A 13,445-nucleotide genomic window follows, 5' to 3' on the forward strand; every position below is an offset into this window, starting at 1 on the left:
GGGGGTGCCGGATTCATCGGTTCGAACCTCGCGAACCACCTCGCCGCGGAGAACGACGTGGTGGCCGTGGACGACCTGCATCTGGGGACGCCCGAGAACCTCTCGGAGGCCGTCGAGTTCGTCGACGCCAGCGTCTTGGAGGACGACTTGCCGACGCAGGGCGTCGACGTGCTGTTCCACCTCGCGGCGTACTCCTCGTACACGATGGCGGAGGAGAACAAGCGCGAGGCGACGCGGGTGAACGTCGAGGGGTTCGTCAACGCCGTCGAACAGGCCCGCGAAGACGGCTGTGACACCGTCGTCTACGCCTCCACCTCCTCCATCTACGGCTCTCGGACCGACCCCTCGCCGGAGGACCTGCCGGTCGAGGCGCGGACGTGCTACGAGGCGTCGAAACTCGCCCGCGAACAGTACGGGGAGTACTTCCACCACCACTACGACATGACGCTGGCCGGCCTGCGCTTCTTCTCGGTGTATCAGGGCTACGGCGGCGCGGAGGAACACAAGGGCGAGTACGCCAACACCGTCGCGCAGTTCGCCCACCAGATAGCGAACGGCGAACGGCCGGAACTGTTCGGCGACGGGTCGCAGACGCGCGACTTCACGCACGTGGACGACATCGTCCGCGGCATCGAACTCGCCGGCGACCACGAACTCCAGGGCATCTACAACCTCGGCACGGGGGAGTCGTACGACTTCAACACGATGGTCGAGATGATAAACGAGGAACTGGGGACCGACGTGGAACCGACGTACGTCGAGAACCCCCTCGACGTGTACGTCCACGACACGAAGGCCGACGCGACGAAGATTCGCGAGGCGACCGGTTGGGAGCCGCAGATCTCGTTCGAGGAGGGCGTCTCCCGCGTCTGCGACCCCTACAAGTGAGCCGGCGCGACTCGCGGCCGCGACGCGGCGTCCGGTAGGGTCGACGGCCGACGGACGCGCGTCCGTTGGTCGCCCGCGGTCTGTCCCTCCACGAACTCGACGGAGACGTGAACCTCGCGGTCCGTCTCCTGTTGGACCTGCTGTCTGACCGACTCCGCGAGGTCTGGGTACGGCACGTCGGCGGGCCGTCTGACCACGACGCTCACCTCCGGCGTCCGGTCGAGGAACCGAATCATGCCCACCTCCGTCCGCACGGACGCGAGTTCGAGTTCCGCGTACTCCTCCTGTTCCATCGCGTCCTCGACGGCGGTGTTGACGGCGTTGTCGAACGCGACCTGTCCGGCGAGCAACCCGCCCGCGCCGACGAAGACGACGAGGAGGGACGCGAGGGCGATTGCCGCGGGGACGTACGCGCCGAACCCGTCGCCGCCGTCGTCTCTCCCATCTGCCGTCGTCGTCGCTTCGGCGCCGTCCGTCGCCGCCCGTTCCTCCGGGGCCCACGCCTCGGGCCGGTAGCCGAGGTACCAGAGGACGAGGAACGCCGAGACGTTGACCGCGACGGCGTTCACGACCAGCAGGAGAATCGCGCCGAGGGCGACGCTCGGCAGGCCCCACGCCATCCCGATGCCGACGGCCGCGGCGGCGGGGATGAGCGCCGCCGCTATCATGACGCCGACCAGCGAGACGGGCAGGGCCGTCGCCAGTCCGAACGCGCCCGCCGCGCCCGCACAGAGGGCGACCAGCACCGAGAGCAACCCCGGCGAGATGCGTTTGGTTATCTGCCCGATGGTCGAGACGTCGAGGACGGCGGTCACTATCTGGCCGGACTGGAGGACGAGTCCGAGGACGAACGCGCCGGCGATGGCCGCGGCGAAGCCGAACAGTTGCTGCGTGAAGCCCATGCGAATCATGCGCCGGTCGTTCAGCGAGATGCCGACGCCCGCGATGAGCGCGGAGCCGACCTGCGGGGCGATGACCATCGCGCCGACGACGACGGCGGGGGAGTCCATCAGGAGTCCGGCGGCGGCGACCAGCGCGCTGAACAGCGTCATCGAGTAGTACGTCAGCTTGTTCCGGTGCATGTCGAGCGCCTTCGCCCGAATCTCCTCGCGGGCGACGGCGTCGTCCTCCTCGACGCCGGCGACGAACCGGTCTTCGAGTTCGTGGTAGTTGCGCGTCTTCGCCGTCTCCGCGCTGGCGATGACCGTGTACTCGCGGTCGTCCACGCCCGCCTCGCGGAGTTCGGTCATGACGTACTCGACGGCCTGCGTCGGCAGGGGGAACTCCACGAGTACGTCGTCTCCGCGCTCGGACGCGTCCTTCGTGACGACGAAGTCGATGTTCTCCGACTCCAGCACGTCGAGAACCGTCGACCGGGACTCCTCGGCGACGAGGAGCTTAATCAACCGCATCGAGTTCACGAACGGGGGGTCGTCGTCTTGAGGGTGCTGGGCGATGTCGTCCGCTGCGACTCGCCGCAGCGACCGGGCCGTCGCGTCTCCGACCGTTCCGGGCCTCCGGCCGTCCGGGCGTCTCCGCCGCGAACGCCCGGTTCGGCCAGAACGCTCAACGGTCGCGCACGCGTCTCTCTTCTGTGCGACTCATCCGCGCCCGTCTCGCCGACGCCGACCGGGACTCGGTCGTCGCCGCCCTCGACGAGTTGGAGGCCGAGTACGCTCTCCTCCCGGACGACGAACGCGTCGACAGCGCGTTCCTCGAACTCCCCGTCGCCGATGGCGCCGTCGACGCCGTCCTCGCCCACCTCCGCGACAGCGGTCTTGACGACGACGCCTACACTGTCGTCGTCGACGCCGCGCCTCGCAGACCGTCAACGAACACCTCGACGACCAGTTCGTCGAGGGGCCGCAGGGCAACCGCGGCATCTCCCACCCCGAGATACGGGAGCGAGCCGAGGACCTGACGCCCGGCCGGGCGACCTACCTCGCTCGCCGCTCTGTCGGCGACGCTGGCGACCGCCGGACTGCTGTTGAACTCCGCCATCGTCGTCGTCGGCGCGATGGTCATCGCGCCGTTCGCCGGGTCGTCGCTGTCGGCCTCCGTCGGCGCGGTCATCGACGACCGGGGGATGCTGGTCCGCAGCGTCGTCTCGCAGGGTCTCGGCCTCGTCGCCGCCTACCTCAGCGCCGTCGTCGTCACCTATGCCGTCCGCGAGTCGCTGTTCGTCCCGGCCACGCTCGCCGTCGCGCGCGTCCAGCAGGTCGGCTTCTTCGTCACGCCGTCGTTGCTCGCACTCGCCGTCGCCGTCGCCGCGGGGGCCGCGGGTGCGCTGGCGCTGGCGACCGACCTCCCCGTCTCCATCGCCGGCGTCGCCGTCGCCGCCGCCATCGTCCCCTCCGTCGCGGCGGCGGCCATCGGCACCGTCTGGTTCCAGCCCGTCCTCGTCCTCGGCGCCGTCGTCCTCCTCCTGATGAACATCGTGTTCATCAACATCGCCGCGTACGTCGCGCTGGTCGCCCTCGGCTACCGCTCCTCCGTCGTCGCCGACACGTGGCGCGACCTGGGACCGAGCCTCCGAACCGGTGCGTACGCGCTCGTCGTGGCCGCGTTCGTCGCCGTCGCGGCGGCGACTGCCGCCGCCACCTACGCCCACGTCACCTTCGAACAGGAGGTGAACGCCGGGGTACAGACGACGCTCTCCGAGGAGGAGTACCGGAGCCTCGAACTCGTCGGCGTCGCCACCCAGTACGACGACCCGGGGCTGTTCCGCTCGCCCGAGAGCGTCACCGTCACCGTCGCCAGCGACGCGGACGCCGTCCACCCGGACCTCGCCGCCGACGTGCGAGAGCGACTGCGACAGCGCACCGGGCAGGCGGTCACCGTCGAGGTCCACACGCTCGACTACCAGCGCGCCGTCGCCGAACCCGGTGGCACCGAGTCCCCCCCGCCTCGTCCGCTGGCTCTCGGCGCTGTACGACCGCGCGACCGGACTCGTCCGCGATGAGGTGACCGACCCGCCGGTCGGTGCTGTCGGTCCCGCCGACATCGAACCGTCGGGTGGCTTCGGCGCGTTCGGCGTCGCCGGTCCGTTCGGAGGGGCCGCGCTCGGGCGCTGAACCGCAACCACTACCCGGGCGGTCCTCGCAGGTGCGACCATGACGCGACCCGTCCGAATCATCGGCGCACCGACCGACTACGGCGCGAACCGACGCGGCGTGGACATGGGCCCCTCCGCCATCCGGTACGGCGGACTCGCGGACGAACTGGCGGCCGCGGGCGTCTCCGTCTCGGACGACGGCGACGTGGCCGCCCCCCGCGCGGAGGTCAGAGACCCCGAGGCCGAGGCCCCATCGAGGGCGACGCGAAGTTCCTCCGGGAGACGCGCGAAGTCGTCACCGCCCTGTCCGACCGCGTGACCGACGCACTCGACGCCGGCGAGACTCCCCTCGTCCTCGGCGGCGACCACTCCGTCGCCATCGGGTCGGTGACGGGGTCCGCGCGCGACGCGGACATCGGCCTCGTCTGGTTCGACGCGCACGGCGACTTCAACACGCCGAGCACGTCGCCCTCCGGCAACGTCCACGGCATGCCGCTGGCGGCCCTCCTCGGCGTCGGCGACTTCGCCGACACGCCGTGGGCGAACGCCGACGGCCTGCGCGAGGAACACGTCGCCATCGTCGGCCTCCGGGACCTCGACCCGACCGAACGCGACGCCATCAACGACAGCGACGTCACCGCCTACACCATGTCCGACATCGACGAACGCGGCATCGACGCCGTCGTCGACGACGCTCTCGACGTGGCCTGTGCGGCCCCCGACGGCATCCACGTCAGCCTCGACCTCGACTGGCTCGACCCCCGCGAGGCGCCCGGCGTCGGAACGCCCGTCCGCGGCGGCGTCACCTACCGCGAGGCGCACTTCGCGCTCGAACGGGTCGCCGCGACGGACGCCCTCCGGTCGATGGAAGTGGTCGAGGTGAACCCCATCCTCGACGACCACAACGAGACGGCCGCCCTCGCGACCGAACTCGCGGCCAGTGGGCTCGGCAAGCGCATCCTGTAACGCCGAACACACCGGGTTTCCGGTGAATGTCGCCGGCGGTTACTCGACGTTTCGGTCGGTCGACGCGCGAAAAGAGCGCCGCAGTCCGTCGACCGGAGCCTACTCGTCCGCGTCGGCGGTGTCGGCCGCGTCGGCGGCCTCGTCCTCTGCGGATTCCGCTGCCTCGGCGTCCACCTCGTCGGACCCGACCTGGTGGACGTCCACGCTCGCCACGTGGTCGCCCGGGTCCATCTCCATCACGATGACGCCCATCGTGTTGCGACCGACCGTCGAGATGTCCTCGACGGGCGTGCGGAGAATCTGTCCCGACTCGCTCATGACGAACAGGTGGTCGCCGTAGCCCACCGTCTCCATCGCGCAGACGGGGCCGTTCCTGTCGTTCGTCTTGATGTCGATGAGACCCTTCCCGTTGCGGGACTGGCGGCGGTAGCGCTCGATGTCGGTCCGCTTCCCGTACCCGTTCTGCGTGACCGTGAGCACCCAGTTGTGCAGGTCCTCGCTCACGGCGGCGAGGCCGACCAGTTCGTCGTCGCCCTCCAGTTTCATCCCGCGGACGCCGCGGGCGGACCGACCCATCGCGCGCACGTCGTCCTCGTCGAACCGGATGGACATCCCCTCCTTCGAGGCGAGTATCAGATCGTGGTCGCCGTCGGTCACCTCCACGTCGGCGAGTTCGTCGTCCTCGTCGAGTTTCGTGGCGATGATGCCCGTCGAGAGGATGTTCTGGAACTTCTCGACGCTGGTGCGCTTGACGTAGCCGTTCCGCGTCGCCATCGTGAGGTACTTGTCCGTCTCCTCGTCGATGTCGGCGGTGTTGACGACGGCGGTTATCTCCTCGCCGTCGTCCAGTTCCAGCAGGTTCACGGCGGACTTCCCGCGGGCGGTCCGGGACATCTCCGGAATCTGGTACGTCTTCAGCTTGTACACCTGCCCGTGGTTCGTGAAGTAGAGCAGGTAGTCGTGCGTGCTCGCGACGAAGACGGACGACACCCGGTCACCCTCCTTCAGGTCGGTGCCGATGATGCCCTTGCCGCCGCGGTGTTGGGCGCGGAAGGAGTCCAGCGACATCCGCTTGATGTAGTCGTCCTCGGTGACGACGACGACGACGTCCTCCTCGGCGATGAGGTCCTCGTGGGTCACCGTCCCGGTGTCCTCGATGAACGAGGTGCGCCGTTCGTCGGCGTACTCCTCCTTTATCTCCTCCAACTCGGACTCGATGACCGCGTCGAGTTCGGACGTGTCGCTCAGAATCTCGTTCAGGCGCTCTATCGTCGCCTGGACGTCCTCGTACTCCTCTTCTATCTCGGCTGCCTCCATCGAGGTGAGCGAGCCGAGTTGCATGGCGACGATGTGGTTGGCCTGCTCCTCCGAGAAGTCGAACGTCGGGAGCGGTTCGCCGTCGACTTCGACGGTCGTCTCCCCGCGGAGTGCGGCCTTCGCGTCGTCGCGACTCTCGGAGTTGCGGATGGTCTCGACCACGTCGTCGATGTTGTCGAGGGCCTTCAGGCGGCCTTCGAGGATGTGCGCGCGGTCCTCGGCCTCGGAGAGTTCGTACTCGGAGCGACGGCGGACGACCTCGCGCCGGTGCTTCAGGTACTCCGTGAGCGTCTCCTTCAGGGTGAGCACCCGCGGTTGCCCGTCGACGAGGGCGAGGTTGATGACGCCGAACGTGGATTCGAGGTGGTGTTCGAGCAACTGGTTCTTCACCACGTCGGGGTTCGCGCCGCGCTTGAGTTCGACGACGACGCGGATACCGTCGCGGTCGGACTCGTCGCGCAGGTCGCGGATGCCCTCTATCTTCCCCTCGTTCACGTCGTCGGCGATTCGCTCGATGAGGCGCGCCTTGTTCTCCTGGTAGGGGAGTTCGCTGATGACGATGTTGTCGCCCTGGTCGTCGACCTCGAACTCGGCGCGGACGCGGATACGGCCGCGGCCGGTCTTGTACGCCTTGTGGACGGCGTTCCGGCCGACGATGTTCGCGCCCGTCGGGAAGTCCGGCCCCTGCACGAACTCCATCAGGTCCTCGACCGTGCAGTCGGGGTTCTCGATGAGGTGGGTCGTCGCGTCGATGACCTCGCCGAGATTGTGCGGCGGGATGTTCGTGGACATCCCGACGGCGATGCCCGAAGAGCCGTTGACGAGCAGGTTCGGGAACGACGCGGGGAGGACGACCGGTTCCTGTTTGCGGTCGTCGTAGTTCGACTGGAAGTCGACGGTGTCCTTGTCGATGTCGGCGAGGAGTTCCTCGGCGATTGGCGACATGCGGGCCTCCGTGTACCGCATCGCCGCCGGCGGGTCGCCGTCGATGGAGCCGAAGTTCCCCTGGCCGTCCACGAGGGGGTACCGCATCGAGAAGTCCTGCGCCATGCGCGCGAGGGCGTCGTAGATGGCGCTGTCGCCGTGCGGGTGGTAGTCACCCATCGTCTCGCCCACGATGGACGAGGACTTCCGGTGCGAGGACCGGGGGGTGACGCCCGCCTGGTCCATCGCGTAGAGGATGCGGCGGTGGACGGGTTTCAGGCCGTCGCGCACGTCGGGGAGCGCGCGCCCCGCGATGACCGACATCGCGTAGTCGATGTACGACTGCTCCATCTCCTGTTCGATACGTGCGGTCTTGACCTCCGCGGCGATGCCCGCGTCCGGTCGGAACTCGTCAGGTGCGTCAGAACTCATCTATATGTCCACCCACTCCGCTTCCGTGGCGTGCTCTTTGATGAACTGTTTCCGCGGTTCGACGGCGTCGCCCATCAGGATGTTGAACATCCGGTCGGCGGCGGCGGCGTCGTCGAGCGTGATGCGCTTCAGGACCCGGTTCTCGGGGTTCATCGTCGTGTCCCACAACTGCTCGGGGTTCATCTCGCCGAGACCCTTGAACCGCTGGACCTGCGTCGGGTTGCCGTCGCACTTCTCCTCGACGATTCGGTCGCGCTCGGCCTCGGTCATCGCGTCGTACGTCTCGCCGCGGTAACGGACGCGGTACAGGGGGGGGCTGGGCCGCGTAGACGTAGCCCGCCTCGATGAGCGGCCGCATGTGCCGGTACAGAAGCGTCAACAGCAGCGTCCGGATGTGCGCGCCGTCGACGTCGGCGTCCGTCATCATGATGATGCGTTCGTAGCGCACGTCGTCGATGTCGAACTCCTCGCCGATGCCCGCGCCGATGGCGGTGATGAGCGCACGGACCTCGTTGTTCTCGAGGATGCGGTCCAACCGGTGTTTCTCGACGTTCAGAATCTTCCCCTTCAGGGGGAGGATGGCCTGGAAGTGCCGGTCCCGGCCCTGTTTGGCGGAACCACCCGCGGAGTCGCCCTCCACGATGAACAGTTCGGACTCGGAGGGGTCTTTGCTCTGACAGTCGGCGAGTTTGCCCGGCAGGGCGGTGGACTCCAGCGCCGACTTCCGACGCGTGAGTTCCTCGGCCTTCTTGGCCGCCCGGCGGGCCTTCGCCGCCTCGACGGCTTTCATGACGACGGCCTGCGCCGTCCCGGGGTTCTCCTCGAAGTACGTCCCGAGACGTTCGTGGGTCACGGACTCGACGATGCCGCGGACCTCGCTGTTGCCCAACTTGGTCTTCGTCTGCCCCTCGAACTGCGGGTCGGGGTGTTTGATGGAGATGACGGCGGTGAGGCCCTCGCGGATGTCCTCGCCCTTCAGGGAGTCGAGGTCGTCCAGCAGGTCGTTGTTCCGCGCGTAGTCGTTGACCACGCGGGTGAGCGCCGTCTTGAACCCGGTGAGGTGCGTCCCGCCCTCGCGCGTGTTGATGTTGTTGGCGAAGGCGTGGATGGAGCCCTGCAGTTCCTCGGTGGCCTGCATGGCGACTTCGACCTCGATGTTCTGGTCCTCGTCGTCGTAGTAGACGACGTCGTCGTGGAGCGTGGACTTCGTCTCGTTGAGGTAGCGGACGAACGCGCGGATGCCGCCCTCGTAGTAGAAGGCGTTCGTCTCGTCCGTGGTCTCGTCCTCCAACCCGATCTCGACGCCGGAGTTGAGGAACGCGAGTTCGCGCAGGCGGTTCTCCAGCGTGGAGAACTCGAACGCCAGCGTCTCGAATATCTCGTCGTCCGGACGGAAGCGAATCGTCGTCCCCGTCCCCTCGTCGGGTTCGAGGTCGCGGACGCGTTCGAACGCGCCCTCGACGGGTTCGCCGTGGTCGAAGCGGTGCGTCCAGAGGGCGCCGTCGCGCTTTATCTCGACCTCCAACCACTCCGAGAGGGCGTTGACGACGCTCACGCCGACGCCGTGGAGGCCGCCGGACACCTGGTACGACTTGTTGTCGAACTTGCCGCCGGCGTGGAGGACGGTCATGATGACCTCGACGGCGGGTCGGTCGTACTGTTCGTGTGTGTCGACCGGAATCCCCCGGCCGTTGTCCGAGACGGAGACAGAACCGTCTTCGTGGACCACCACTCGAATCTCGTCGCAGTAGCCTGCGAGAGCTTCGTCGATGGAGTTGTCCACGACTTCGTAGACGAGGTGATGTAACCCCCGTGAGTCGGTGGAGCCGATGTACATCGCCGGGCGCTTTTGGACGGCTTCGAGGCCCTCGAGGACCTGAATCTGCCCGGCCCCGTACTCACTTTCGCGTGACATACTATCTGGTTCCGGCTTAGCCATCTCCCCCCTTAAACCCTCGCACGCGCGCCCGCGTGAGAACTTACTAAAGTGGTGAGAACGCGGTGCGGTGTGTGCGCACGCGCCCACGTCGCCACCGCGTCACCCGATTCGTGTGACATGCTCTCGTTCACCAACGTAGTTCTTTCGGCGCTCGTCGCGCCGGATTTCACTTTCACCTCACTCCCGAACAGTACTTAAGCGCCCGTCCAGAACCTTCCCCCACAGAATGACCTCGTTCCAGTCGACGCTCGGCGAGGACGCGGGAATCGCAGAGGAGTTGGCCGAGAGCCAACGCGCGATTTCCATCGCCGAGTTCTTCGAGAAGAACAAGCACATGCTCGGGTTCGACTCGGGGGCGCGAGGCTTGGTCACCGCCGTGAAGGAGGCGGTGGACAACGCCCTCGACGCAACCGAGGAGGCGGGAATCAAACCCGACATCTCCATCGAGATTCGCGAGTCCGGCGACTACTACACGCTCGTCGTCGAGGACAACGGGCCGGGCATCACCAAAGAGCAGATTCCGAAGGTGTTCGGGAAACTGCTGTACGGCTCCCGGTTCCACGCGCGCGAACAGTCGCGCGGACAGCAGGGTATCGGTATCTCCGCGGCGGTTCTCTACTCGCAACTCACGTCGGGCAAGCCCGCGAAAGTCACCTCGCGGACGCAGGGCGACAGTGCGGCGCAGTACTTCGAACTCATCATCGACACGGACACGAACGAACCGGAGATTCAGGTCGAACGCGAACTCGAACCGGGCGAGTCCGACCTCTCCCCGACGCACGGCACGCGCATCGAGGTGGAGATGGAGGCGAACATGCGCGCCCGCCAGCAACTCCACGACTACGTCAAGCACACCGCCGTCGTCAACCCGCACGCCCGACTGGTCCTCGACGAACCGGGGTTGGAGGAACCCCTCCGCTACGAACGCGTCGAGGGGGCGGACCTCCCCGCGGAGACGGAGGAGATTCGACCGCACCCGCACGGCGTCGAACTCGGGACGCTCATCAAGATGCTCTCGCGCACCGAGTCGTACTCCGTCTCGGGCTTCCTGCAGGAGGAGTTCACCCGCGTCGGCGCGAAGACGGCCGACAAGATTCTGAACAACTTCCGCGACAGACACTTCGGCCGCGAGATGGGGTGGGGCGTCCCCGAGGACGACGACACCGACGTGGACGCCGCCATCGCCGACGCCGTCGCCAACAAGGGTGCCGAGGCGACGGACACGTTCGCGGGGCGCGTCGGCGACACCCTCAGGAACCGCGAACGGACGACGCACTTCGAAGTCGCGGACATCGTCGACACCGTCGCCGACGACATCGAAGACGAGTTCGGGGTCACGTTCGGCGACACCGTCCGCGAGAACGCCGTCGAGGCGGCGTGGGCGACGCTGACGACGGACCGCACGTCGGACCTGTACGCCCTCGTCGACGAGGCGACGAGCACGCGGAAGGACGACGAGACGGTCCACGGACTCGCCGAACGGGTCGCCGAGAAGTTCGACGCCTCGCCCGTCCACCGCGCGACGAAGAAGCAGGTCCGCGAGTACGTGGACCGGTCGGCGGACCTGCTGGTCTCCGACGACGTGTCGTTCGGCGACACGGCCCGCGAGAACGTCTGCAAGTCGCTCTGGGCGGTCATGCGCACCGTCCCCGACGACGTGCCGAAGGTGCGGGAAGTCGCCGACGACAGAGACACCGCCTCCGAACTGCTGGAGGGGATGCGCGAGGCGGACATCCTCGCGCCGCCGACGAACTGCCTGTCGCCCATCAGCGCCGAGTTGGTCGAGGCCGGCCTCCGGAAGGAGTACGACGCCGACTTCTACGCCGCGGCGACGCGCGACGCGGAAGTCCACGGCGGCGACCCGTTCATCGTCGAGGCGGGCATCGCCTACGGCGGCGAGTTGGCGTCCGAGGGGTCGGTCGACCTGCTCCGTTTCGCCAACCGCGTCCCCCTCGTCTACCAGCGCGGGGCGTGCGCGACGACGGACGTGGTCAAGCGAATCGGCTGGCGCAACTACGGGCTGGACCAACCCGGCGGCTCCGGCATGCCGAGTGGGCCGGCGGTCATCATGGTCCACGTCGCGTCCACGAACGTGCCGTTCACCTCCGAGTCGAAGGACGCCCTCGCGAACATCCCCGAGATAGAGGACGAGATAGAACTCGCCATCCGCGAGGCGGCGCGCGAACTGAAGTCGTACCTGAACAAGCGCCGGTCGATGCAGAAGCGCCGGAAGAAACAGGACGTCCTCGGGCGCATCCTGCCCGAGATGGCCGACAAACTCGCGGAGGTGACCCACCGCGAACGGCCGAACATCGACGGCGCACTCGCGCGCATCATGAACAACGTGAGCGTCGAACGCCACGTCGAGGGCGACACCGTCACCCTCGTCGTCGAGAACCACTCCGACCGCTCGGAGACACCCGACATCACCGACATCGTCAGCGCCGAACCGACGGACGTGCCCGACGACGCCACCGTCGTGGACTTGGACGGCGAGTGGTTCGTCAAGTGGAACCCGTCGGTGTCGGCGGGCGACACTGCGGAACTCACCTACACCGTGTCCTCGGAGGCGTCGTTCGACATCAACGTCGACGGCGTCGAGGCGGAGAAACTGACAGTCAACACCTGAACCCGACCAACAATGAGCACGAAACAGAACGACGAACTCGCGCAGGAACGACTCATCGACCTCGCCGCGGAGTTCTACGACCAGTTCGCCGACGGCGACATCCCGCACATGGACATCCCGACGCGGACGAAGAGCAACATCGTCTTCGACGAGGAGTCGAAGGTGTGGGTGTACGGCGACCGGAAGTCCACCCGGTCGGCCAACAGCGTCCGCGGCGCGCGCAAACTGCTGAAGGCGACGTACGCCATCGAGTTCCTCGTCAACCAGTTGGAGGAGGACCGTTCCTCGACCCTCCGTGAGTTGTACTACCTCTCGGAGTCCTGGAACACCGAAGAGGCGCAGTTCAACGACCAAGACGAGTCGAACCAGCTCATCGAGGACCTCGAAATCGTCTCGCAGGTCACCCGCGAGGACTTCCACATGCGCCCGGAGGAGTCGGGTGCGACCCTGATGGGGCCGCTGGAAATCCGCGAGCAGACCCGTCGCGGCGAGCGCGAGATACACTGTCAGGAGGACGTCGGCGAGGGCGGCTACCAGATTCCGAACAACCCCGACACCATTGAGTTCCTCGACCACGACATCGACTTCGTCCTCTGCGTGGAGACCGGTGGGATGCGCGACCGTCTCATCGAGAACGGCTTCGACGAGGAGTACGGCTGTCTCGTCGTCCACCTGAAGGGGCAACCCGCGCGGGCGACGCGCCGCATCACGAAGCGCCTCCACGACGAACTCGACCTGCCCGTCGTGGTCTTCACAGACGGCGACCCGTGGTCGTACCGCATCTACGGCTCCGTCGCGTACGGTTCCATCAAGTCCGCGCACCTCTCGGAGTACCTCGCCACGCCGCAGGCGAAGTTCGTCGGCATCCAACCGGAGGACATCGTCGAGTACGACCTGCCGACCGACCCCCTGTCGGACTCCGACGTGAACGCCCTCGAATCCGAACTCGAGGACCCGCGGTTCATGACCGACTACTGGGAGGAGCAGATAGAACTCCAACTCGACATCGACAAGAAGGCCGAACAGCAGGCGCTCGCTTCCCGGGGCCTCGACTTCGTGACGGAGACCTACCTGCCCGAGCGACTGGACGCGATGGGCGTCATCTGAGGCTCAGAGCGACTCGCCGCGGAGGAACCGCGAGAGCAGTCGGTTGACCGTCTTCGGCCGTTCGGAGACGGCGGCGTGCCCCGTGTTCGACAGCACCGCGAGCGTCGCGTCCGGGAGCATCGCCTTCGTCTCGCGCAACAGGGCCGGCGGGAACAGGCGGTCCTCGTCGCCCCCGACGACCAGCGTCG

8 protein-coding genes and 2 pseudogenes are annotated in these 13,445 nt (G+C 67.3%); 6 read left to right on the forward strand and 4 right to left on the reverse strand.

Features of this window, described 5'->3' with window-relative positions:
- A partial coding sequence (locus tag GJ632_RS12065; protein ID WP_191453044.1) for an NAD(P)-dependent oxidoreductase occupies positions 1-888 on the forward strand: 888 nt, incomplete at its 5' end.
- Here GJ632_RS12065 and GJ632_RS12070 read toward each other — a convergent pair.
- Positions 879-2,300: a TIGR00341 family protein gene (locus GJ632_RS12070; protein ID WP_191453045.1), complete on the reverse strand. Its 1,422-nt coding sequence runs from the start codon at positions 2,298-2,300 to the stop codon at positions 879-881. The two genes, GJ632_RS12065 and GJ632_RS12070, sit on opposite strands and share 10 nt — an antisense overlap.
- Positions 2,301-2,482: 182 nt before the next feature.
- On the opposite strand from GJ632_RS12070, the gene GJ632_RS22125 reads away from it, so the two are divergent.
- The 3 genes and pseudogenes from GJ632_RS22125 to rocF all read left to right on the forward strand — a co-directional run bounded on the left by GJ632_RS22125 (position 2,483) and on the right by rocF (position 4,909).
- On the forward strand, positions 2,483-2,809 hold the full coding sequence (locus GJ632_RS22125; RefSeq protein ID WP_197427979.1) for a hypothetical protein: 327 nt from the start codon (positions 2,483-2,485) through the stop codon (positions 2,807-2,809).
- 66 nt (positions 2,810-2,875) lie between these two features.
- A complete protein-coding gene (locus GJ632_RS12075) occupies positions 2,876-3,850 on the forward strand; it encodes a DUF389 domain-containing protein (protein ID WP_197427980.1) in 975 nt (324 codons plus the stop codon).
- A 151-nt stretch (positions 3,851-4,001) separates the two neighbouring features.
- Positions 4,002-4,909, forward strand: a pseudogene (rocF, locus tag GJ632_RS12080) (arginase).
- Positions 4,910-5,008: 99 nt separating this feature from the next.
- Here the strand turns inward: rocF and gyrA are convergent.
- Both gyrA and gyrB read right to left on the reverse strand, forming a co-directional pair.
- A complete protein-coding gene (gene gyrA / locus GJ632_RS12085) occupies positions 5,009-7,582 on the reverse strand; it encodes a DNA gyrase subunit A (protein WP_191453046.1) in 2,574 nt (857 codons plus the stop codon).
- Positions 7,583-9,497, reverse strand: a pseudogene (gyrB, locus tag GJ632_RS12090) (DNA topoisomerase (ATP-hydrolyzing) subunit B).
- A 250-nt stretch (positions 9,498-9,747) separates the two neighbouring features.
- Here gyrB and GJ632_RS12095 point away from each other — a divergent pair.
- Together GJ632_RS12095 and GJ632_RS12100 are read left to right on the forward strand one after the other, a co-directional pair.
- Complete coding sequence (locus tag GJ632_RS12095; RefSeq protein ID WP_191453047.1) at positions 9,748-12,150, forward strand: DNA topoisomerase VI subunit B; 2,403 nt, start codon at positions 9,748-9,750, stop codon at positions 12,148-12,150.
- Between the two features lie 12 nt (positions 12,151-12,162).
- A complete protein-coding gene (locus GJ632_RS12100; protein WP_191453048.1) occupies positions 12,163-13,257 on the forward strand; it encodes a DNA topoisomerase IV subunit A in 1,095 nt (364 codons plus the stop codon).
- Positions 13,258-13,260: 3 nt separating this feature from the next.
- On the opposite strand, the gene GJ632_RS12105 is transcribed toward GJ632_RS12100, so the two are convergent.
- Positions 13,261-13,445: alpha/beta fold hydrolase (locus tag GJ632_RS12105; RefSeq protein ID WP_197427981.1), on the reverse strand; the 185-nt coding region annotated here is incomplete at its 5' end.

The organism is Halogeometricum sp. CBA1124 (assembly GCF_009741955.1).
Classification (GTDB): Archaea; Halobacteriota; Halobacteria; order Halobacteriales; family Haloferacaceae; genus Halogeometricum; species Halogeometricum rufum.